The sequence below is a fragment of the Vibrio artabrorum genome (assembly GCF_024347295.1).
Taxonomy (GTDB): Bacteria; Pseudomonadota; Gammaproteobacteria; order Enterobacterales; family Vibrionaceae; genus Vibrio; species Vibrio artabrorum.
Genome location: NZ_AP025458.1, coordinates 3,081,929 through 3,104,862, shown reverse-complemented (window position 1 = coordinate 3,104,862; position 22,934 = coordinate 3,081,929). Strand labels below are relative to the sequence as shown.

Here is a 22,934-nt window from a genome sequence, read left to right as displayed (position 1 = left end):
GGTGCCCCACTCTATTTAAGTTATATGAAATGACTGCTAATTTTACCTGTTGATAAGTCAGATCACCAGCACTTGATCACCGATCCAGTGAATAAGATCCAAGTTATTCACAATAAATCGTGTGAAAATCTTTAGATCCCCACACCTTGCCCCTAATTTACTCACACAATGATCAACTTATGCCCGGATCCTTGCTAGTTATCCCCAAATACAGAAAACGATCTAGTTATGGTTAATAACATCTGGTTATTTATTCTATTGAGCATTTTCCCAGTAACATCCAATCCCATAAATATAAGGAGTTACCTAATGAATAACTGGATTAAAGCGGCAATTGCGGCTATCGCACTCTCAGCAGCAACGGTTCAAGCCGCAACAGAAGTCAAAGTCGGCATGTCTGGTCGCTACTTCCCATTCACTTTCGTGAAACAGGACCAATTACAAGGTTTTGAAGTGGATTTATGGGATGAGATCGGTAAGCGCAATGACTATAACGTTGAATACGTGACAGCAAACTTCTCAGGTCTGTTCGGTCTTCTTGAAACAGGTCGAATCGATACTATTTCAAACCAAATTACGATCACCGATGCACGCAAAGCAAAATACCTATTTGCAGACCCATACGTAATAGATGGTGCACAGATTACCGTTCGCAAAGGTAATGACAGCATCAAAGGCCTCAAAGACCTTGCTGGTAAAACGGTTGCCGTAAACCTTGGATCAAACTTTGCGCAACTATTACGCAATTACGATAAAGATGGCAAAATCAATGTAAAGACCTACGATACGGGTATCGAGCATGATGTCGCATTAGGCCGTGCAGATGCGTTCGTTATGGATCGCCTATCAACACTCGAGCTAATCAAGAAGACTGGTCTGCCATTACAGCTAGCTGGGCAACCATTTGAAACCATTGAAAATGCATGGCCTTTCGTCAATAACGATAAGGGCAAAAAGCTACAAGCTGAAGTCAATCAAGCGCTCGCAGCAATGCGCAAAGACGGCACGCTAGAAAGCATCTCTAAGAAATGGTTCGAGGCAGACATTACTCAGAAGTAATGACTCACTCAACGCATTCAGAGCCCACGGCTTATTCAGCGGTGGGCTTTTTGCTTTTGTTTCACAGATTAAGTTTCACTGATTAAAAAGCCAGATAGAACAGTATTTCTAAATAGAACACCCCTCCAATATAAATGCGAGATAGATTATGGGATTTGACTTTAATTACATGCTAGAGCTGCTGCCAATACTGTTAAGGTATCTCGGCACTACTATGGAGATGGCTATCTGGGGATTGTTCTTTTCTCTGATCCTATCTCTGATACTGGCAAACATTCGTGTATTCAAAATTCCAGTACTCGATCAATTGAGTCAACTGTATATCAGTTTCTTCCGAGGAACGCCGCTGTTGGTGCAATTGTTCCTCCTTTATTACGGCTTGCCACAAATCTTCCCGTGGATGGTGGGATTAGATGCGTTCAGCGCTGCCGTGATCGGCTTAACCCTTCACTTCGCCGCTTATATGGCAGAAAGTATTCGTGCTGCGATTATCGGTATTGATCGCAGCCAAATGGAAGCCAGCCTTTCTGTTGGCATGACAACCAGCCAAGCAATGCGCCGAGTGATCTTGCCACAAGCCACACGTGTTGCACTGCCTTCTTTAATGAACTACTTCATCGATATGATTAAGTCGACATCGCTTGCTTTCACGTTAGGTGTTGCAGAAATCATGGCAAGAGCACAAATGGAAGCCTCCTCAAGTTTTCGTTTCTTCGAGGCTTTCTTAGCCGTCGCCCTGATTTATTGGGGTGTGGTGGCCATCCTCACTCGTATTCAAATTTGGGCTGAAGTGAAACTAAACAAGGCGTATATACGATGATCAAATTACAAAATATTCATAAGCAATTTGGCGACACCAAAGTATTGAAAGGCATCGACCTTGAAATAAAACAAGGTGAAATCATTGTCATCATAGGTTCTAGTGGCACGGGTAAGTCGACATTACTGCGTTGTGTGAATTTTCTAGAGCAAGCCGATCAAGGTACAATTTCGATTGACGATATCAAAGTGGATGTCCAGAAGCACACCAAGGTAGAGGTACTTGCACTGCGTCGTAAGACCGGTTTTGTGTTCCAAAACTATGCACTGTTCGCTCACCAAACCGCGAGACAGAATATTGCTGAAGGTTTAATTACCGTTCGTGGTTGGAAAAAACAACAAGCCCATAAAAAGGCACAACAAATACTTGATGACATTGGCTTGGGTGACAAAGGTGATAGCTACCCAGCCGCGCTCTCTGGTGGCCAGCAACAACGGGTGGGTATTGGTCGTGCTATGGCACTACAACCTGAGCTTTTACTGTTTGATGAGCCGACTTCAGCGCTCGATCCTGAGTGGGTTGGCGAAGTGCTTAACCTAATGAAAAAACTGGCAAATCAGCATCAAACCATGCTGGTGGTTACCCATGAAATGCAGTTCGCTAGAGAGGTAGCAGACCGAGTGATCTTCATGGCTGACGGCCATATTGTCGAGCAGGGATCTCCACAGGATATTTTTGGTAATCCACAGGATCCTAAATTAAAAAAATTCTTAAATAAGGTAGGGATCGACGAAGGATCCTTGTGATTTTAGTTATTCTACGTATAATCCCCCGACCGGAATTTTAGTTAACCCAATCATTGACACTTTTTGTGACAGTGATTACAATTCCGCCTCTTTGTTGAGAGGCGTCGGTTTTCCTTTCTTATATAAAGAAGAGAAAAAATACCCACGCCGGGTTTAACAAAAACCTAAAACTACTGATCAGTAAGGTAATTACAATGAAACGCACTTTTCAACCTACAGTTCTAAAGCGTAAGCGTACTCACGGTTTCCGTGCTCGCATGGCTACTAAGAACGGTCGCGCAACAATCAATGCACGTCGTGCAAAAGGCCGTAAGCGTCTTTCTAAGTAATCTTTGATTATTTTGAATAAGCTAGCCTTCGGTCGGGAGTTACGCTTGTTAACTCCCGAACATTATCAAAACGTCTTCAAGCAAGCTCATCGAGCAGGCTCCCCTCATTTCACCATCATTGCCCGAAATAACTCTCTTTCAAATCCTCGTCTTGGATTAGCTGTTCCGAAAAAGCAGATAAAAACCGCCGTGGGTCGTAACCGATTCAAGCGTCTTACTCGTGAAAGCTTTCGTAACATTCAACATAAACTTCCAAACAAAGATTTTGTTGTAATTGCTAAAAAGAGCGCGCAAGATTTAAGCAATGATGAAATGTTTAAGCTACTCGACAAATTATGGCTTCGCCTGTCTCGCCCTTCGCGTGGATAGCGCTAATACCCATCTATTTTTATAGATGGTTTATTAGTCCACTCATCGGCCCACGCTGCCGATTTACTCCGACCTGCTCTTTATATGCGATAGAAGCGTTGAAAGCTCACGGTTTTGTAAAAGGGTGTTGGTTATCAGGCAAACGTCTATTAAAATGCCATCCTTTGAACGAAGGGGGCTTTGACCCCATTCCACCAGTCCAAAAACAAGACAGAGATAAATAACGATGGATTCTCAACGTAATATCCTGTTAATCGCACTGGCTTTGGTTTCTTTCCTACTTTTCCAACAATGGAATGTAGCGAAGAACCCAGCTCCACAAGCGATTGAGCAGGCACAATCTGACAGCACTCTACCAGCGCCATCTTATGCAGATGATCTAGACCCAGCTCCGGGCCAAGTCGCTTCTGCAAAAACGATCACAGTAACAACTGATGTACTGACTCTGTCAATTGATACAGTTGGTGGTGATGTAGTTAAGGCAAACCTAAATGATTACTCTGCAGAATTCGATTCTAAGGATACGTTCGTTCTTCTGAAGAACGAACCAGGTCACCAATTTATCGCTCAAAGCGGTCTAGTGGGTCCTCAAGGTATCGATCTAAGCAGCACAAATCGTCCTAGTTACACAGTTTCAGCAGACAGCTTTACACTTGCTGATGGTCAGGACGAACTGCGCATTCCAATGACTTTCCAAGCGAACGGCCTTAATTACACCAAAACATTCATCCTTAAGCGTGGCAGCTACGCATTGGATGTTGAATACGATGTCGTGAACAACTCTGGAAATAACGCAACATTAGGCATGTATGCTCACCTTCGTCAAAACGTAATGGACGACGGTGGTAGTCTAACTATGCCAACTTATCGTGGTGGTGCTTACTCTACGGAAGACACACGTTACAAAAAATACAGCTTCAAAGACATGCAAGATCGCAACCTGTCTCTTAACCTAGCCAATGGTCAAGGTTGGGCAGCGATGATTCAACACTACTTTGCTACGGCATGGATCCCGCGCGACGAAGCAGGCAGCAACCTTTACACTCGTGTCATTGGTAACCTTGGTGATATTGGTGTTCGCATGCCAAACAAAACCATCGCAGCAGGTGATGAAGCAAACTTCAAAGCAACACTTTGGGTCGGTCCTAAACTTCAAAACCAAATGGCTGAAGTGGCGCCAAACCTAGATTTGGTTGTTGACTATGGTTGGTTATGGTTCATCGCTAAACCACTTCACACACTGCTTTCATTTATTCAAGGTATTGTTGTGAACTGGGGTCTAGCGATCATGTGTCTAACGTTTATCGTTCGTGGTGCTATGTACCCACTGACAAAAGCTCAGTACACATCGATGGCTAAAATGCGCATGCTTCAGCCTAAACTGACAGCGATGCGTGAGCGTATTGGCGATGACCGCCAGCGCATGAGTCAAGAAATGATGGAATTGTACAAGAAAGAGAAAGTAAACCCACTTGGTGGCTGTTTACCAATCGTCTTACAAATGCCTATATTCATTTCGCTATACTGGGCACTAATGGAGTCAGTTGAACTTCGTCATTCACCGTTCTTCGGTTGGATTACAGACCTTTCAGCACAAGACCCTTACTACATCTTGCCACTTCTGATGGGTGCTTCAATGTTCCTAATCCAGAAGATGAGCCCTACGACCGTAACGGATCCAATGCAGCAGAAGATCATGACCTTTATGCCGGTTATGTTCACATTCTTCTTCCTGTTCTTCCCGTCAGGTCTGGTTCTTTACTGGCTAGTATCGAACATTGTAACTCTGATTCAGCAAACGCTTATCTACCGAGCGCTGGAAAAGAAAGGCTTACATTCTAAGTAAGTTCGATAATAGAAAGAGATAAAGAAAGGCGACCAAAAGGTCGCCTTTTTGTTTTTAGCTGATTACAATTCAGCTAATTGATTAATCGAGAATGCCCCCTTTTGGCTTTCACATGCTAGCAGGCACAACTATGACCACAGACACGATTGTCGCTCAAGCGACTGCACCCGGCCGTGGCGGCGTCGGTATTATCCGAGTTTCAGGCCCACAAGCAGCCCAAGTTGCGCTTGAAGTTACCGGCAAAGTACTCAAACCACGTTACGCTGAGTATACCCCTTTTAAATCTCACGATGGTTTAGAGCTAGACCAAGGCATCGCGCTTTACTTCCCTAACCCACACTCGTTTACAGGTGAAGATGTGTTAGAGCTGCAAGGCCACGGCGGTCCTGTGGTCATAGATATGCTCATCAAACGTATCCTTGCTATTCCAGGGCTACGCGCAGCACGTCCAGGCGAGTTCTCGGAGCGTGCCTTCTTGAACGACAAGATGGATTTAACCCAAGCAGAAGCGATTGCCGACCTCATTGATGCCAGTTCAGAAGAAGCGGCGAAATCAGCCCTGCAATCGTTACAAGGTGAGTTTTCAAAACGCATTAATACGCTGGTGGACTCTCTGATTCACTTACGCATCTATGTTGAAGCCGCGATCGACTTCCCTGAAGAAGAGATTGATTTCCTTGCTGACGGTAAAGTCAGTGCAGACTTACAAGCTATCATCGACAACCTCGAAGCAGTGCGCCAAGAAGCCAATCAAGGTGCCATCATGCGTGAAGGCATGAAGGTGGTGATTGCAGGTCGTCCTAATGCCGGTAAGTCGAGCTTGCTGAATGCATTATCGGGTAAAGACTCCGCGATTGTGACTGATATTGCTGGTACCACGCGTGATGTACTGCGTGAACATATCCATATTGATGGTATGCCACTGCACATTATTGACACCGCAGGCCTGCGAGAAGCCTCCGATGAAGTCGAAAAAATCGGTATTGAACGCGCTTGGGAAGAAATAGCCCAAGCCGATCGCGTTTTATTTATGGTCGATGGCACCACTACCGACGCTACCGACCCAAAAGATATCTGGCCCGATTTCGTTGATCGTCTGCCGAATAACATCGGAATGACCGTAATTCGTAACAAAGCCGATCAAACCGGTGAAGAGCTCGGGATCTGCCATGTTAATGATCCAACTCTGATTCGACTATCAGCCAAGACGGGACAAGGCGTTGATGCACTGCGTAATCACTTAAAAGATTGCATGGGCTTTGCTGGTGGTCATGAAGGTGGCTTCATGGCACGTCGTCGCCACTTAGATGCTCTAGAGCGCGCATCTGAGCATCTCGATATTGGTCAGCAACAGCTCGAAGGCTATATGGCAGGGGAAATCTTGGCGGAAGAGCTGCGAATCACCCAACAATACCTCAATGAGATCACAGGCGAATTCAGCTCAGATGATTTATTAGGCCGCATATTCTCTTCATTCTGTATCGGTAAATAATTATAAAGGCTGGCTTAGGCTAGCCTTTACTTTTGTAAGGACAGTTTCATGATCCACATTATTACAGGTAGCACCTTAGGTGGCGCTGAATACGTTGGCGATCACCTCCATGATCTTCTCAAGACCCAAGGGGCCGAGATAACCCTTCATAATCAGCCTGAATACGACAACATTCCGCAGCACGGCACTTGGTTGCTCGTAACGTCAACACATGGTGCAGGTGACTTTCCTGACAATATTAAGCCGTTTATCGACGCATTAACTCAGCAATCTCCAGATTTAAGTCAGGTTCGCTTTGCTGTCGTGGCGCTTGGAGATTCGAGTTACGATACTTTCTGTTTGGCGGGTAAATTAATCCACAGCCAGCTAAAAGAGCTCTGCGCTCAGCCTATTTCTGACTGTTTAACCATCGATGTACTAGAAACTCCGGTACCCGAAGACGCTGCAGAAGCGTGGTTTAACAATCATAGCGACCAGTTTTAACCCCCTCGTTTACCTCAAAAAGCGGCTTAGGCCGCTTTTTTTGTCTCTCAATATCGTGATTGTGAATAACTTTTTTTAAAAAACATCAAAAAATACAAACAATTTTCAATTTCCTTTGTGGATAAGATCATACATATACGGTGATTAACCTATAGTTATCCAAATAATAAGTTTTTTTCTGATTTTCACCTGTGAATAAGTCGCTATTTTGATCCCAGCTAATCCTCATCATGATCAAAGTTAGATCACATGCTTTGATCCAAAAAAGATCCATGATCTTGTTGATCATTTTTGACTTATCCACAGATACCCTCGATCCTAATAATAGATCTAATAAAAGATCTCTTTAAAGATCTTATCTATATTAATTAAAAACCGCTTTCTCTAAAAATTTCAAAAACGTTTTCTCATGCTATGAAAACAGGTAGAATATCGCTCCTTTTTGTCAGTCTAGAAACGTTTGAATACCTGAGGTTGGTTCATGCTTTATCACGAAAAATTTGACGTCATCGTTGTTGGTGGTGGCCATGCAGGAACGGAAGCTGCACTCGCATCGGCACGTACTGGTCAAAGTACGTTATTGCTAACTCATAATATCGATACATTGGGGCAGATGTCTTGTAACCCAGCGATTGGCGGTATCGGTAAAGGCCACTTGGTAAAAGAGGTCGATGCAATGGGTGGATTAATGGCGCAAGCTATTGATCATGCAGGTATTCAGTTCAGAACATTAAATGCATCAAAAGGTCCAGCGGTCCGTGCAACTCGCGCGCAAGCTGATCGCGCTCTTTACAAAGCTTTTGTCCGTAATGTTCTCGAAAACACACCAAACTTAACTCTGTTTCAACAAGCCGTTGATGATTTGATCGTTGAACAGGATCAAGTGGTGGGTGTCGTCACACAGATGGGCCTTAAATTTCATGCTAACGCAGTTGTGTTAACCGTTGGCACATTTCTTGGTGGAAAGATCCACATCGGCATGGAAAGTTCTTCAGGCGGTCGAGCGGGAGATCCTCCTTCGATCGCGCTAGCTGAACGTCTGCGTGATCTTCCGTTTAGGGTTGATCGCCTAAAAACAGGTACTCCTCCTCGTATTGATGCTCGCAGCGTTGATTTTTCTGAGCTTGAGGTTCAGCACGGTGATAATCCGACGCCTGTTTTCTCGTTTATGGGCAGCCGAGCTCAACAACCTCGTCAGATTCCATGTTACATCACGCATACCAATGAAAATACTCATGACGTAATTCGTGCCAACCTTGATCGCAGCCCTATGTATGCGGGTGTGATTGAAGGTATTGGCCCTCGTTACTGTCCTTCAATTGAAGACAAAGTGATGCGTTTTGCAGATAAGAACAGCCACCAAATTTTTATTGAGCCTGAAGGGTTAACGACCCATGAGCTATACCCGAATGGTATCTCTACCAGTCTGCCGTTTGATGTACAGGTTCAAATTGTTCGGTCGATGAAGGGCTTTGAAAATGCGCATATCGTTCGTCCAGGCTATGCCATTGAGTATGACTTCTTTGATCCTCGAGACCTTAAGCTGACTTACGAAACTAAGTTTATCAAAGGTCTGTTCTTTGCCGGTCAAATCAACGGGACCACAGGTTACGAAGAAGCGGCTGCACAAGGTTTGATGGCGGGTCTGAATGCAAGTTTGTTTACTCAAGGCAAAGAAAGCTGGAGCCCACGTCGTGACCAAGCTTACATGGGCGTGCTTATTGATGACCTATCAACCATGGGCACCAAAGAACCTTACCGTATGTTTACATCTCGCGCGGAATACCGCTTGCTGCTTCGTGAAGACAACGCTGATATTCGTTTGACAGAGAAGTCACGTGAACTTGGTCTTATCGACGATACTCGTTGGGCTCGTTTCAACGAGAAAGTAGAAAATATGGAGAAGGAGCGTCAACGTCTGAAAGAGACCTGGATTAATCCAAAATCGGAAGATATTGATCAACTGAACCAAATTCTTAAAACACCGATGTCACGTGAAGCGAGCGGTGAGGATCTTCTTCGTCGCCCAGAAATGACTTATTCACAGCTAACGGCATTGGATCGTTTTGGCCCTGCGCTGGACGATCAACAAGCGTCTGAGCAAGTAGAGATCCAAGTAAAGTACGATGGTTATATTCAGCGTCAACAAGACGAAATTGAGAAATCACTGCGTCATGAAAATACCAAACTGCCTGCTGATATCGATTACAGCAAGGTAAAAGGACTTTCTAACGAAGTGGTTTTAAAACTGACAACCGCGAAACCTGACTCAATTGGCATTGCTTCTCGTATCTCTGGAATTACGCCTGCTGCAATCTCTATTCTGTTGGTTTATCTGAAAAAACACGGCCTGTTGAAAAAAGGTGAGGAAGCATAATGAGCGTATTACGCGAAAAACTGGATCACCTGATTGGCCAGACGGAACTTGAAGTATCGGAAAAACAACGTGGCCAATTAGTTGGTTACGTTGAGTTACTTAACAAATGGAATAAAGCTTACAATCTAACGTCGGTTCGAGATCCGCTTGAAATGATGGTGAAACATATCTTAGATAGCATCATTGTGAGCACTCACTTACAAGGCAAGCGCTTTATCGATGTAGGTACGGGACCTGGTCTTCCTGGGATTCCGCTCTCAATCATGAATCCAGACTGCGAGTTTTACTTGTTAGACAGTTTAGGTAAACGTATTCGTTTTATTAAACAAGTGATTCATGAACTGGGGATCGACAATGTGGTGCCGGTTCAAAGCCGTGTTGAAGAGTTTCAACCTGAAGAAAAGTTTGATGCAGTCCTCAGTCGTGCGTTTGCGTCAATGACAGATATGGTCGAGTGGTGTCACCATCTACCTAAAGAGTCATCCGGTGTATTTTTGGCTCTTAAAGGACAACATCCTAGAGACGAAATAGATTTGTTACCTGAATGGTGTTCAGTGACAGACATTAAAGCTTTGCAAGTGCCAGAGCTTGATGGAGAGCGTCATCTAGTTACTTTATCGCGTCAAGGATAATCAGCGAGGCCACAGTGGGTAAAATAGTCGCAATTGCCAACCAAAAGGGTGGTGTAGGAAAAACAACAACTTGCATAAATTTAGCAGCATCGATGGCAGCAACAAAACGCAAGATTTTGGTTGTTGACCTTGATCCACAAGGTAACGCCACTATGGCAAGTGGTGTCGACAAATATCAAGTTGAAGCAACTGCTTACGATTTATTAGTTGAAGATTCCCCATTTGATGAGGTAGTTTGCCGGAGTACATCCGGTAACTACGATCTCATTGCCGCAAACGGTGATGTTACAGCCGCTGAAATTAAGCTAATGGAAGTGTTTGCCCGCGAAGTTCGACTTAAGAATGCGTTGGCACCAATTCGTGATAGCTATGATTTTATCTTTATCGATTGTCCACCTTCGCTAAACCTTCTTACCATCAATGCGATGGCGGCGGCCGATTCAGTATTGGTTCCGATGCAATGTGAATATTTTGCTCTGGAAGGTTTAACTGCATTGATGGATACCATCAGTAAACTTGCAGCGGTGGTCAACGATAATCTGAAGATCGAAGGTCTTCTGCGTACGATGTACGATCCTCGTAACCGTTTATCAAATGAAGTATCGGATCAATTAAAAAAACACTTCGGGAGTAAAGTATACCGAACGGTTATCCCTAGAAATGTGCGTCTGGCGGAAGCTCCGAGTCATGGTAAGCCAGCAATGTACTACGACAAATACTCCGCAGGTGCCAAAGCATATCTTGCTCTTGCTGGAGAAATGTTACGTCGTGAAGAAGTCCCTGTATAGGTATAACAAAAGGAATTCGCTCAATGTCTAAGCGTGGTTTAGGAAAAGGGTTAGATGCATTACTTGCAACTAGCTCGTTGGCTCGTGAAAAACAACAAGTCGCCTCTCATAGTCAGTCGTTATCGGTTGATGGTGAACTCATTGAACTTGCTGTCGGCTGCTTAAAGCCTGGTGTCTACCAACCGCGTAAGGATATGGCGCCTGAAGCTTTAGAAGAGTTGGCGGCGTCTATTCAATCTCAAGGTATTATTCAGCCAATCGTTGTGCGTCCATTAACGCAGAATCAGTTCGAGATTATCGCTGGAGAACGTCGTTGGAGGGCGGCTCGTCAAGCCGGCTTAAAGCAAGTGCCGTGCTTGATTAAAAAGGTTGAAGACAAAGCCGCGATAGCGATGGCATTGATTGAGAATATTCAGCGTGAAGACCTTAATGTTATCGAAGAGGCGCAAGCGCTTGAGCGCTTACAAAATGAATTTGAACTCACGCACCAGAAGGTCGCTGATGTGATCGGTAAATCACGAGCAACCGTGAGTAATTTACTGCGCCTGAACCAGTTGGCAGAACCTGTCAAGGTTTTGGTGATATCAAAGCAGCTAGAAATGGGTCATGCACGAGCACTCCTTGCGCTTGAAGGAGATACCCAAGTTGAAGTCGCAAATGTGGCTGCAAGCAAAAAAATGACCGTGCGTCAAACCGAACAACTCGTCAAAAAGTGCTTAAAACCGGACGTTGAACCAGAATCAAAACCGGAGGACGCAGAAGCCATCAAACTCTCCCAAAGACTCTCAGAAAAATTGCAATCAAATGTTTCAATTACTCGTTCTGTTAGCGGTAAGTCAAAAGTAGTAATTACTCTTGATGAACCTCACAAATTAGAGCAACTTATTGCGAAATTAGAATGCTAAGTGACATAATTGATTTAGGTCAATTATGTTAGAAACAGTAATATCGTTTAAAGTTGTAAGCTTGTAAGCAAAAGTGTAAGCAATTGCTGCAGTATTATTGAAATCGGTTTGCCTGAACGTATAATTTTGACAGCTTCTCAGAACGCTTTTAAGCGAGTAGTTAATTGGGCTTAAAAGAGGAACGAATACATGATAACAGCGTTAGCAAGACCAGGGCGAGTGCTTGCAAAGCAGATGTTATTGCTCGAGCTTAGCGCGGTTATATTAGTGGCGATAGGGTTAGGTTTAGCTGTTAATTTTGATTGGGGTTTTTCTGCGTTAATCGGTGGCGGTATTTTTGTCATTGCAAATGCAGTGTTTTGTGTGAGTGCTTTCCTATTTTGCGGAGCTCGTGCGACTAAGTTAGTTGCGGCATCGTTCTACACAGGTGAAGCACTAAAAATCCTTATCACAGTTCTACTATTCTCTATTGTCTACATGTATATGCAGGTGGAGTTAATTCCCCTCAAACTGACCTATTTACTGGTACTCGGTATTAATATCTTTGCGCCAGTGCTTTTCATTAACAATAAAAAATAGGATGAGTTATGGCTGCGCCAACAGCATCCGGATACATTGAGCATCACTTACAAAACCTTTCTTTAGCTAAGTTTGGTCTTGTAGAGGAGACAAGTTTCTGGAACGTACATATAGACAGTCTGTTTTTTTCGGTGTTGACAGGGGTGTTATTCCTTTGGGTTTTTCGCTCAGTCGCTAAGAAAGCAACAGTAGGTGTACCTGGTAAGCTTCAGTGTTTTGTTGAAATGGTGGTGGAATTCGTTGGTGACAACGTTAAAGAAACTTTCCATGGCCGCAACCCTCTGATTGCCCCACTAGCACTGACTATATTCTGCTGGATTATTCTCATGAACTTGATGGACTTAGTGCCTATCGATTTCTTACCGTATCCAGCTGAACATTGGCTAGGTATCCCTTACTTGAAAGTGGTTCCTACAGCTGATGTGAATATAACAATGGCAATGGCTCTAGGTGTTTTTGCTCTGATGATTTATTACAGCATCAAAGTGAAGGGACTCGGCGGATTTGCTAAAGAATTGGCACTGCATCCATTTAATCACCCAATCATGATTCCATTTAACTTGGTACTTGAAGTTATTTCGTTATTAGCGAAACCACTGTCTTTAGGTATGCGTTTATTTGGCAATATGTTTGCTGGTGAAGTGGTGTTTATTCTTATCGCGGCAATGCTGCCGTGGTACTTACAATGGGTGGGTGCACTACCTTGGGCTATCTTCCATATCTTAGTTATTTTGATTCAAGCGTTTGTTTTCATGATGTTGACAATCGTTTATTTATCAATGGCTCATGAAGATAGTGATCACTAAAAAATTTTTAAGCTTTATTCTAACTATAAATGTTAATCGGAGAACGTAAATGGAAACTGTACTAAGCTTTTCAGCAATCGCTGTTGCTATTATTGTTGGTCTTTGTGCCGTAGGTACAGCAATTGGTTTTGCTATTCTTGGTGGTAAATTCCTAGAAGGTGCTGCGCGTCAACCTGAAATGGCTCCAATGCTACAAGTTAAGATGTTCATCATCGCTGGTCTATTGGATGCTGTTCCAATGATCGGTATCGTAATCGCACTACTATTCACGTTTGCTAACCCATTTGTTGGTCAACTAGCAGGCTAATTAACTCATTTTAGTAGTTAATGACATTTTTGTAGTTGATTCTTAACGAGGGGTAGCTGTTTTGAATATGAACGCAACTCTGCTAGGTCAAGCAATTGCTTTTTCTCTTTTTGTTTGGTTCTGCATGAAATATGTATGGCCGCCAATTATGCAAGCAATTGAAGAGCGTCAGAAGAAAATCGCTGACGGTCTTGTAGCCGCTGAACGCGCTAGTAAAGACTTAAACCTGGCACAAGCCAATGCTTCTGAGCAAATGAAAGAAGCAAAGCGCACTGCAACTGAGGTTATTGATCAGGCGAATAAGCGTAAGGCTCAAATTATTGAAGAAGCTCGCGAAGAGGCTCTGGTAGAACGCCAGAAGATCTTAGCGCAAGCGGAAGCTGAACTTGAAGCTGAACGCGTACGAGCCCGTGATGACCTGCGCAAACAAGTCGCAACTCTGGCTATAGCTGGTGCTGAGAAAATCCTTGAGCGTACAATCGATAAAGATGTACACGATGATCTTCTTAATAATATTTCTGCAAAGCTTTAAAGCAAGGGGCTGAATATGTCTAATTTGACTACAATCGCACGCCCCTATGCTAAAGCAGCGTTTGACTTTGCGGTAGATAAAGGTGAGCTAGACCAGTGGGGTCAAATGCTTACTTTTGCTGCCGAAGTGGCACAAAATGATGATGTTCACCATTTATTAAGTGGTTCTATGACCGCTGATAAATTAGCTGAAATATTCATTGTCATTTGTGGCGAACAATTTGATGAATTCGGTCAGAACTTAATTAAAGTGATGGCTGTGAACGGTCGATTAATGGCCTTTCCTGATGTTTGTAAAGAGTTCTTCATACTTAAAAAAGAGTATGAGAAAGAGATCGACGTTGAAGTGATTTCAGCGGTTGAACTTTCAGAAGAACAACGCATAAATATCATCAGCAAATTGGAATTGCGCTTTGCGCGCAAAGTTCAGCTGAATTGCAGTATAGATGAGACTCTACTTAGTGGAGTTATTATTCGAGCCGGAGACCTAGTCATCGATAACTCAGCGCGCAGTCGTTTAGACCGCCTGAGCGATGCATTGCAGTCTTAATGGGGATTGGAGCATGCAACTTAATTCCACTGAAATTAGCGATCTAATTAAACAACGCATTAAATCTTTCGACGTTGTTAGTGAAGCTCGTAATGAAGGTACCATCGTTTCGGTAAGCGATGGCATCCTTAGCATTCACGGCCTAGCGGACGTAATGCAAGGTGAAATGATTGAACTACCGGGTGGCCGTTACGCACTCGCACTTAACTTGAACCGTGATTCGGTTGGTGCTGTTGTTATGGGCCCATATGCTGACCTACAGGAAGGCATGAAAGTTACAGGTACTGGTCGTATTCTTGAAGTACCAGTGGGTCCAGAAATGCTTGGTCGTGTTGTAAACACGCTAGGTGAGCCAATTGATGGTAAAGGGCCTATCGAAGCGAAACTGACTTCGCCTGTAGAAATTATCGCACCGGGTGTTATCGACCGTAAATCGGTAGATCAACCTGTTCAAACTGGTTACAAGTCTGTTGACTCAATGATCCCTATCGGTCGTGGTCAACGTGAGCTTATCATCGGTGACCGCCAGACTGGTAAAACAGCGATGGCGATCGATGCGATTATTAACCAAAAAGATTCAGGTATTTTCTCTATCTACGTAGCGATCGGCCAAAAAGCGTCGACTATTGCCAACGTAGTTCGCAAACTAGAAGAGCACGGTGCACTGGCTAACACGGTTGTTGTTGTTGCATCGGCTTCTGAATCTGCAGCGCTGCAATATCTTGCGCCGTATTCTGGTTGTGCGATGGGTGAATACTTCCGTGATCGCGGTGAAGATGCACTGATTGTTTATGATGATCTATCTAAGCAAGCGGTTGCTTACCGTCAAATATCACTACTACTGAAACGTCCACCTGGCCGTGAAGCATTCCCTGGTGATGTTTTCTACCTTCACTCTCGTTTGCTTGAGCGTGCTGCTCGCGTAAGTGAAGTTTACGTAGAGAGATTCACTAATGGTGAAGTGACAGGTAAGACCGGTTCTTTAACTGCTCTTCCTATCATCGAAACGCAAGCGGGTGACGTATCTGCATTCGTACCAACCAACGTAATCTCGATTACTGATGGTCAGATCTTCCTACAAACTGAGCTATTTAACGCGGGTGTTCGCCCTGCTGTTGACCCTGGTATTTCAGTTTCTCGTGTAGGTGGTTCGGCGCAGACTAAAATCATCAAGAAGCTATCTGGCGGTATCCGTACTGCTCTAGCTCAATACCGTGAACTTGCTGCTTTTGCACAGTTCTCATCGGATCTTGATGAAGCGACTAAGAAGCAACTCGATCATGGTCAAAAAGTGACAGAACTGATGAAGCAGAAACAATATGCTCCTATGTCTGTATTTGACCAAGCTCTAGTCATCTTCGCTGCAGAGCGAGGCTACCTTCAAGACGTTGAACTTTCAAAAGTTCTAGACTTTGAAGCTGCTTTACTGTCGTTTGCTCATGGTCAATATGCCGATCTAGTCACACAGATCGACACTACGGGTGCGTTCAATAAAGAAATCGAAGCTGAGCTGCAGAAGCTTGTTGACGATTTCAAGGCAACCCAGACCTGGTAATTGGTAGGTGGTCTTAGGGCCACCTCATACCGTTAACGGAGAGTAACGATGGCCGGCGCAAAAGAGATACGTAATAAAATCGGTAGTGTTAAAAGCACACAGAAAATTACGAAAGCGATGGAAATGGTAGCAGCTTCAAAAATGCGTCGTTCTCAAGACGCAATGGAAGCGACTCGTCCATATGCAGAAACAATGCGTAAAGTGATCGGTCATTTGGCGAACGGTAGCCTTGAGTATAAGCATCCTTATCTTGAGGAACGTGAAGCCAAACGTGTTGGTTACATCATCATTTCTACAGACCGTGGTCTTTGTGGTGGTTTGAACATTAACTTGTTTAAGAAAGCCATGAACGACATGAAAGGTTGGTCTGAGAAAGGTGCTGATATAGAGCTTGCAATTGTCGGTTCTAAAGCAACAGCATTTTTCAATAACAGCGGCGCGAAAGTAGCAGCTCAAGTTTCTGGTCTGGGCGATCGTCCAAGCCTTGAAGACTTGATTGGCTCTGTAAGCGTAATGCTAAAGAAATATGATGAAGGTGAATTGGATCGCCTGTTCGTAGTGTTCAACAAGTTTGAAAACACTATGGTTCAAGAACCAACGATCGATCAATTACTTCCTTTGCCTAAATCAGATAGCGAAGAAATGCAACGCAGTCATTCTTGGGACTACATTTATGAGCCCGAGCCAAAACCACTGCTCGATGCACTACTGGTTCGTTACGTCGAATCTCAAGTGTACCAAGGTGTGGTCGAGAATCTTGCTTGTGAGCAAGCCGCTCGAATGATTGCGATGAAATCAGCAACAGATAACGCTGGTGACATTATTGATGACTTAGAACTTGTGTATAACAAAGCCCGTCAATCGGCGATTACACAAGAACTTTCTGAGATCGTTTCAGGCGCAGCTGCAGTTTAAGCTTAGGTAAAACTAAATAGTTAGAGGATTAACGATGGCTACAGGTAAGATCGTACAGATCATCGGTGCGGTAGTCGACGTAGAGTTCCCACAGGGCGAAGTACCTCGTGTATACGATGCTCTGAATGTTAATGAAGTACAAGAACGTCTCGTTCTTGAAGTTCAGCAACAACTTGGCGGTGGCGTAGTTCGCGCAATCGTAATGGGTAGCTCTGATGGTTTACGTCGTGGTTTGACAGTTGAAAATACTGGCGCTCCAATCTCAGTACCAGTGGGTATTAAGACATTGGGTCGTATCATGAATGTCCTAGGTGACGCGATTGATGAGTGCGGTGAAATTGGTGCTGAAGAGCATTATGCTATTCACCGTGAAGCTCCGAGTTACGAAGAGCAGTCTAACGAGACCACTCTTCTAGAAACGGGTGTTAAAGTAATCGACTTGATTTGTCCATTCGCTAAGGGTGGTAAAATTGGTTTATTCGGTGGTGCAGGTGTCGGTAAGACCGTTAACATGATGGAGCTTATCAACAACATCGCACTGAAACACTCTGGCCTATCTGTATTTGCAGGTGTAGGTGAGCGTACTCGTGAAGGTAACGATTTCTACTTTGAAATGCAGGAAGCGGGTGTTGTAAACATCGAAAACCCTGAAGAATCAAAAGTAGCAATGGTTTACGGTCAGATGAACGAGCCACCAGGTAACCGTTTACGTGTTGCACTGACGGGGCTAACAATGGCAGAGCGTTTCCGTGACGAAGGTCGTGACGTTCTACTGTTTGTTGATAACATCTATCGTTACACACTCGCTGGTACTGAAGTTTCAGCACTGCTAGGTCGTATGCCTTCTGCGGTAGGTTACCAACCAACACTGGCTGAAGAGATGGGTGTGCTACAAGAGCGTATCACGTCAACAAAATCCGGTTCTATCACGTCTGTACAGGCGGTATACGTACCTGCGGATGATTTGACTGACCCGTCTCCAGCAACAACGTTCGCTCACTTGGATGCAACGGTTGTACTTAACCGTAACATCGCAGCCATGGGTCTATACCCAGCGATCGACCCGTTAGACTCTACTTCACGTCAACTGGATCCATTGGTAGTTGGACAAGAACATTACGACGTTGCTCGTGGCGTTCAGTCGACTCTTCAGCGCTACAAAGAGCTGAAAGATATCATTGCAATCCTAGGTATGGATGAGCTATCTGAAGAAGATAAGCAAGTCGTATCTCGTGCTCGTAAGATTGAGAAGTTCCTAACTCAGCCTTACCACGTAGCGGAAGTATTTACAGGTGACCCAGGTGTTTACGTACCTCTAAAAGAGACTCTACGTGGCTTCCAAGGTCTTCTATCGGGTGAATACGATGATATTCCAGAGCAAGCGTTTATGTACTGTGGTGCAATTGACGAAGCTATTGAGAATGCTAAGAAGCTATAAGGCTAACTAGGAGGCGATATGGCAACAATAACCTTTCACCTAGACGTTGTAAGTGCTGAGAAACAAATCTTCTCTGGCCTTGTTGAGACGTTTCAGGTGACCGGTAGCGAAGGTGAACTTGGTATTTTCCATGGACATACTCCGCTGTTGACCGCTATCAAGCCTGGTATGGTGCGTATTGTTAAGCAGCACGGCCACGAAGAAATTATTTATGTTTCTGGTGGTATGGTAGAAGTTCAACCTGGTACTGCAACTGTACTGGCTGATACGGCTATCCGTGGTGAAGAGCTAGACGCAGCAAAGGCGGAAGAAGCTAAACGCAAGGCTGTGGAGAATATCCAAAATCAGCATGGCGACATGGACTTCGCACAAGCGGCTGGTGAATTGGCTAAAGCCATTGCTCAGTTACGAGTCATCGAACTGACGAAGCGACGCCGTTAATCTTTTGTAAGATTATTGGCTATGAGATAAAGGCGACCTAAAGGTCGCCTTTTTGCATTTTTGTATATCGATATTGTTCAGTGTTATGTTTCAGGAATGATTGGGAGTGATTGATATTTAATTTATTGACCAAAAACGGTTACAATATCGGCTTAATAAAAATAACGTTGGATAGGTTAACAATGAAGTTTAGTGCAGTGATTCTCGCAGCGGGCAAAGGCACTCGCATGTATTCAAACACACCAAAGGTGCTACATACGCTGGCTGGTAAGCCGATGGTGAAACACGTTATCGATACCTGCAACGGTTTAGGTGCACAGAACATTCACTTGGTCTACGGCCACGGTGGTGATCAGATGAAAGCGGTGTTAGCTGAAGAGTCTGTAAACTGGGCACTGCAAGCTGAACAGTTGGGTACTGGACATGCGGTTGATCAAGCCTCTGCGCATTTCGCTGATGATGAAAAGGTACTCGTATTATACGGTGATGTGCCTCTTATCTCTCCAGAAACCATTGAAAACCTATTAGACGCTCAGCCAAACGGTGGCATCGCTCTGCTTACCGTCGTGTTAGACAACCCAATGGGCTACGGTCGTATCATTCGTCGTAATGGGCCGGTGGTTGCGATCGTTGAGCAGAAAGATGCAACCGATGAGCAGAAGCTTATCAAAGAGATCAACACGGGTGTGATGGTGGCGACTGGTGGCGATCTGAAGCGCTGGTTATCAGGCCTAAGCAATGACAACGCGCAAGGGGAATACTACCTGACTGACGTTATCGCTGCGGCTCATGACGAAGGTCGTGCGGTTGAAGCTGTGCATCCAGTAAGCCCAATTGAAGTGGAAGGCGTGAACGATCGCTCTCAATTGGCTCGTCTAGAGCGTGCTTACCAAGCTGATCAGGCTGATAAGTTATTGAAGCAAGGTGTCATGTTACGTGACCCAAGCCGTTTTGACCTCCGTGGTGAACTTCAGTGTGGTATGGATGTAGAGATTGATACCAATGTTATTATCGAGGGCAGTGTCAGCATTGGTGATAACGTGTTTATCGGCACGGGTTGTGTACTGAAAGATTGTGAGATTGATGATAACACTGTCGTTCGTCCATACAGCGTAATTGAAGGCGCAACGGTCGGTGAAGATTGTACCGTTGGCCCATTTACCCGTCTGCGCCCGGGAGCAGATATGCGTAACAATTCACACGTGGGTAATTTTGTTGAAGTGAAGAATACTCGCCTTGGTGAGGGCTCTAAAGCCAACCATTTAACGTATCTTGGTGATGCTGAAATTGGCCAGCGCGTAAATGTGGGGGCAGGTGCTATCACATGCAACTACGATGGTGTGAACAAGTTTAAAACCATCATTGGCGATGACGTATTTGTTGGTTCAGACAGTCAGCTGATTGCGCCTGTCACGATTGGTAATGGTGCAACTGTCGGAGCGGGTTCAACGGTGACACGTGATGTTTCTGAGAATGAACTGGTTATTAGCCGAGCAAAAGAACGTAAAATTGCCAACTGGCAGCGCCCGACTAAGAAAAAGTAGCCTCGAAATAAAACGATGATTTTAATTAAAACCAGTCGCACAGCGACTGGTTTTTTCTTCTAAAAAAGAGCGAGTCAACTCGCTCTTTTTTGGTTTTTATTGCACAAGAAATTAATCTTGTTTCTCATCGGCTACTACGCGTGAATTATCTGGCGCAACAAAGTGATCAGACAGTTCTTTGTTCGACATGATATAGCCAATCCATAAAGTACCTAAACAAATCACCACAGCGATACCCGTTGCGCTCAATGCTTGGCTCGCCATTGCGGCTACGAGTGCGCTTGAGAGGCTACTAACACTTATTTGCAGGCTGTTCTGTAGTCCGGCAGCCGTAGCTGGGCTCTGTTTTGCGCTTGATAGTGCACGGTTTACTACAATTGGGTAAAGTGCGCCGTTTGCGACTGCAATCAGACAGAACGGTGCGAGTAGAGGCCAAATGGATGTCAGCGCCCATTGTGATGCGATGAAAATCAGTAACGCAGCAACACTAAACAGACCTATCAAGTTTCGTAATACGATGCCATCACCATACTTTTTGACGGCTTGCTTACCGAAGTAACCCCCTGCCATAAATGCAATCGTTTGTGGGATAAAGCTAAGGCCAATGTCTTTTGCTTCATAACCCAATTGAGCCATGATTTCCGGCATACCCGTGAGGTAAGCGAAGAATGCTGCCGATGCCGATGCAAACATCAACACATTGCCTAGGTATGGCTTGGATTGAAGTAGCATTTTAATGTCAGTTTTGATCGACGTTTGTTTTACTTCTGGCGTCTCTTTTGGTTGAGCCATTGTCGTTGCGATCAGTAATGCGCCCATTAGCGTCAATGTGACAAAGATACTGTGCCAACCGAAGTTGTTCGCGAGTAACACCCCCAGTTGAGGTGCTAATGCTGGAGATAACGCAACAAGAGGCATGATGGTTGCAAAAATTTGCTGGCTACTGCCTTGAGAGTAACGCTTGATAACCATCGCTTGCCAAATGACCGCAGGAGCACACACTCCGATTGCTTGAATGAAGCGCAGGGTCAGCAAATGCCAAACCTCGGTGCTGAATGCCAAACCGAATGAAGCGGCAGTAAAGATAACAAGACCAACCGCAAGCGTATTGCGGTGACCAAATTTGTCACTCGCTAGACCCCACAGAAGCTGACCAATGGCCATACCGCCCAGGAATACGGTGAGAGACAGTGCGATTTGCTCTGGGCCCGTTGCGAAATCGACTTCCATTGCCTTAAATGCTGGAAGGTACATATCAGTCGCAATAAAACCAAGCATGGAAAGTACCGCAAGGTAGATCAATTGAAATTTAGATATATTCATAAGATGCCATTAAACTGAAGGTGGTGATGTTTTATCATCAAAAAAATTGTTTGATAATTAAGGGACTCATATCCCTTCTTATCTATGCTGACATTCTATTTTTCAGTGATGGTAAAATAAAACGCTAAAATATGTAGTTATCAATCAAAAAATTTGAAGGCTTATGTTCTCTAAATCCTCATTAGAAATGCTCGATACTGTCGCTCGATTAGGCAGCTTTACTGCTGCCGCAGAACAATTGCACAAAGTACCTTCAGCGATCAGCTATGGCGTTAGGCAAGTTGAGCAAGAGCTGGATGTTTTACTGTTCAGGCGCTTACCGAGAAAGGTTGAGTTGACGCCTGCCGGTGAGTTGTTCATTGAAGAGGCACGTGCATTACTGAGACAGATGGAAGAGGTCAGTGCCCAGACTCGACGGGCTGCACGTGGTTGGAAAAGAACCTTACGTTTAACGCTCGATAATGTGGTTAAGCTCGACCAGATGAAGCCAATGATTGAAGCGTTCTATCAAACCTTTGAGTTTGCCGAGCTTCAGATCAACATGGAGGTGTTTAACGGTTCTTGGGAGGCCATTGCACAGGGGCGGGCTGATATCGTGATTGGTGCTACCTCGGCAATTCCAGTCGGTGGCGACTTTGAGGTTAAAGATATGGGACGGTTAGACTGGGCGTTTGTGATGTCGCCTGGTCACCCTTGTGTGCGAGAGCAAAACCTCAATGAAGCCGTTGTGAGTCAGTACCTAGCAATATGTTTGGATGATACTTCTAGCGTACTCCCTAAGCGGCATACGGGCCATTATTCTAATCAAAGGCGTCTGTTGTTACCCAACTGGTATAGCGCTATAGAATGTCTTAAGAGTGGTGTTGGGGTGGGTTATATGCCAAGGCACATTGCAGCACCTATCATCGAACAAGGTTTGTTGGTAGAGAAAGTACTCCCCGAACCAAGCCCACAGAGTCATTGCTGCTTAGTGTGGCGTAAAGACGACAATCATAAATTGATCGATTGGATGGTTAAATATTTAGGATCGAGTGAGCAGCTTTATCAAGATTGGCTAGAGCATCGCAAAGCACTTTAATGATCTCATTTACATCGGATC

Annotated in this window: 25 protein-coding genes; 24 read left to right on the top strand and 1 reads right to left on the bottom strand. The window is 44.5% G+C overall.

From position 1 onward, the window contains the following. Positions 1 to 309: 309 nt before the first annotated feature. The 23 genes from OCU36_RS14105 to glmU all read left to right on the top strand — a co-directional run bounded on the left by OCU36_RS14105 (position 310) and on the right by glmU (position 20,512). Positions 310 to 1,059 carry an amino acid ABC transporter substrate-binding protein gene (locus OCU36_RS14105; protein ID WP_261838493.1) on the top strand — a complete coding sequence of 250 codons (750 nt, stop codon included), beginning with the start codon at positions 310 to 312 and terminating at the stop codon, positions 1,057 to 1,059. 148 nt (positions 1,060 to 1,207) lie between these two features. Next, complete coding sequence (locus OCU36_RS14100; RefSeq protein ID WP_261838492.1) at positions 1,208 to 1,879, top strand: amino acid ABC transporter permease; 672 nt, start codon at positions 1,208 to 1,210, stop codon at positions 1,877 to 1,879. Then, a complete protein-coding gene (locus OCU36_RS14095) occupies positions 1,876 to 2,625 on the top strand; it encodes an amino acid ABC transporter ATP-binding protein (protein WP_261838491.1) in 750 nt (249 codons plus the stop codon). The genes OCU36_RS14100 and OCU36_RS14095 overlap by 4 nt, the downstream gene beginning before the upstream one ends. 194 nt (positions 2,626 to 2,819) lie before the next feature. After that, entirely contained in the window at positions 2,820 to 2,954 is a 135-nt protein-coding gene (rpmH, locus tag OCU36_RS14090) for a 50S ribosomal protein L34 (RefSeq protein WP_004735800.1), read from the top strand. Positions 2,955 to 2,999: 45 nt separating this feature from the next. Beyond that, positions 3,000 to 3,323, top strand: a complete 324-nt coding sequence (gene rnpA, locus OCU36_RS14085; RefSeq protein WP_261838490.1) for a ribonuclease P protein component — start codon at positions 3,000 to 3,002, stop codon at positions 3,321 to 3,323. Next, positions 3,290 to 3,547 (top strand): membrane protein insertion efficiency factor YidD, encoded by a 258-nt coding sequence (gene yidD / locus OCU36_RS14080; protein WP_261838489.1) that lies wholly within the window; start codon positions 3,290 to 3,292, stop codon positions 3,545 to 3,547. Before rnpA ends, yidD begins: the two co-directional genes overlap by 34 nt. A gap of 2 nt (positions 3,548 to 3,549) precedes the next feature. Then, the gene (yidC, locus tag OCU36_RS14075) at positions 3,550 to 5,169 is read left to right on the top strand and encodes a membrane protein insertase YidC (protein ID WP_261838488.1); all 1,620 of its coding nucleotides are present in this window, start codon (positions 3,550 to 3,552) and stop codon (positions 5,167 to 5,169) included. Positions 5,170 to 5,299: 130 nt separating this feature from the next. Beyond that, positions 5,300 to 6,661 carry a tRNA uridine-5-carboxymethylaminomethyl(34) synthesis GTPase MnmE gene (gene mnmE / locus OCU36_RS14070; RefSeq protein WP_261838487.1) on the top strand — a complete coding sequence of 454 codons (1,362 nt, stop codon included), beginning with the start codon at positions 5,300 to 5,302 and terminating at the stop codon, positions 6,659 to 6,661. A 48-nt stretch (positions 6,662 to 6,709) separates the two neighbouring features. Continuing rightward, positions 6,710 to 7,144 (top strand): FMN-binding protein MioC, encoded by a 435-nt coding sequence (gene mioC / locus OCU36_RS14065; protein ID WP_261838486.1) that lies wholly within the window; start codon positions 6,710 to 6,712, stop codon positions 7,142 to 7,144. A gap of 481 nt (positions 7,145 to 7,625) precedes the next feature. Then, positions 7,626 to 9,521 (top strand): tRNA uridine-5-carboxymethylaminomethyl(34) synthesis enzyme MnmG, encoded by a 1,896-nt coding sequence (gene mnmG / locus OCU36_RS14060; RefSeq protein WP_261838485.1) that lies wholly within the window; start codon positions 7,626 to 7,628, stop codon positions 9,519 to 9,521. Beyond that, entirely contained in the window at positions 9,521 to 10,153 is a 633-nt protein-coding gene (rsmG, locus tag OCU36_RS14055; protein WP_261838484.1) for a 16S rRNA (guanine(527)-N(7))-methyltransferase RsmG, read from the top strand. The genes mnmG and rsmG overlap by 1 nt, the downstream gene beginning before the upstream one ends. 14 nt (positions 10,154 to 10,167) lie before the next feature. Continuing rightward, positions 10,168 to 10,941: a ParA family protein gene (locus OCU36_RS14050; RefSeq protein WP_261838483.1), complete on the top strand. Its 774-nt coding sequence runs from the start codon at positions 10,168 to 10,170 to the stop codon at positions 10,939 to 10,941. 23 nt (positions 10,942 to 10,964) lie between these two features. Then, entirely contained in the window at positions 10,965 to 11,846 is an 882-nt protein-coding gene (locus tag OCU36_RS14045) for a ParB/RepB/Spo0J family partition protein (protein WP_261838482.1), read from the top strand. 189 nt (positions 11,847 to 12,035) lie between these two features. After that, the gene (locus OCU36_RS14040) at positions 12,036 to 12,425 is read left to right on the top strand and encodes a F0F1 ATP synthase subunit I (protein ID WP_261838481.1); all 390 of its coding nucleotides are present in this window, start codon (positions 12,036 to 12,038) and stop codon (positions 12,423 to 12,425) included. 8 nt (positions 12,426 to 12,433) lie between these two features. Beyond that, positions 12,434 to 13,231, top strand: a complete 798-nt coding sequence (atpB, locus tag OCU36_RS14035; RefSeq protein ID WP_261838480.1) for a F0F1 ATP synthase subunit A — start codon at positions 12,434 to 12,436, stop codon at positions 13,229 to 13,231. Positions 13,232 to 13,280: 49 nt separating this feature from the next. Continuing rightward, positions 13,281 to 13,538, top strand: coding sequence for a F0F1 ATP synthase subunit C (gene atpE / locus OCU36_RS14030; protein WP_004411110.1), 258 nt, complete (start codon positions 13,281 to 13,283; stop codon positions 13,536 to 13,538). A 61-nt stretch (positions 13,539 to 13,599) separates the two neighbouring features. Then, positions 13,600 to 14,070 carry a F0F1 ATP synthase subunit B gene (atpF, locus tag OCU36_RS14025; RefSeq protein ID WP_261838479.1) on the top strand — a complete coding sequence of 157 codons (471 nt, stop codon included), beginning with the start codon at positions 13,600 to 13,602 and terminating at the stop codon, positions 14,068 to 14,070. 15 nt (positions 14,071 to 14,085) lie between these two features. Then, positions 14,086 to 14,619, top strand: coding sequence for a F0F1 ATP synthase subunit delta (atpH, locus tag OCU36_RS14020; protein WP_261838478.1), 534 nt, complete (start codon positions 14,086 to 14,088; stop codon positions 14,617 to 14,619). Between the two features lie 13 nt (positions 14,620 to 14,632). Beyond that, positions 14,633 to 16,174, top strand: a complete 1,542-nt coding sequence (gene atpA / locus OCU36_RS14015) for a F0F1 ATP synthase subunit alpha (RefSeq protein WP_261838477.1) — start codon at positions 14,633 to 14,635, stop codon at positions 16,172 to 16,174. A 48-nt stretch (positions 16,175 to 16,222) separates the two neighbouring features. Continuing rightward, positions 16,223 to 17,089 (top strand): F0F1 ATP synthase subunit gamma, encoded by an 867-nt coding sequence (atpG, locus tag OCU36_RS14010; protein WP_261838476.1) that lies wholly within the window; start codon positions 16,223 to 16,225, stop codon positions 17,087 to 17,089. A gap of 34 nt (positions 17,090 to 17,123) precedes the next feature. Continuing rightward, the gene (atpD, locus tag OCU36_RS14005) at positions 17,124 to 18,527 is read left to right on the top strand and encodes a F0F1 ATP synthase subunit beta (protein ID WP_261838475.1); all 1,404 of its coding nucleotides are present in this window, start codon (positions 17,124 to 17,126) and stop codon (positions 18,525 to 18,527) included. 18 nt (positions 18,528 to 18,545) lie between these two features. Further along, positions 18,546 to 18,968, top strand: coding sequence for a F0F1 ATP synthase subunit epsilon (locus OCU36_RS14000; RefSeq protein WP_261838474.1), 423 nt, complete (start codon positions 18,546 to 18,548; stop codon positions 18,966 to 18,968). A 182-nt stretch (positions 18,969 to 19,150) separates the two neighbouring features. Next, on the top strand, positions 19,151 to 20,512 hold the full coding sequence (gene glmU / locus OCU36_RS13995; RefSeq protein ID WP_261838473.1) for a bifunctional UDP-N-acetylglucosamine diphosphorylase/glucosamine-1-phosphate N-acetyltransferase GlmU: 1,362 nt from the start codon (positions 19,151 to 19,153) through the stop codon (positions 20,510 to 20,512). 111 nt (positions 20,513 to 20,623) lie between these two features. Here glmU and punC read toward each other — a convergent pair whose 3' ends face one another. Further along, a complete protein-coding gene (gene punC, locus OCU36_RS13990; protein WP_261838472.1) occupies positions 20,624 to 21,835 on the bottom strand; it encodes a purine nucleoside transporter PunC in 1,212 nt (403 codons plus the stop codon). A 163-nt stretch (positions 21,836 to 21,998) separates the two neighbouring features. Between punC and punR the strand changes: the two genes are divergently transcribed. Beyond that, entirely contained in the window at positions 21,999 to 22,913 is a 915-nt protein-coding gene (punR, locus tag OCU36_RS13985; RefSeq protein WP_261838471.1) for a DNA-binding transcriptional activator PunR, read from the top strand. The last annotated feature ends 21 nt before the right edge of the window (positions 22,914 to 22,934 follow it).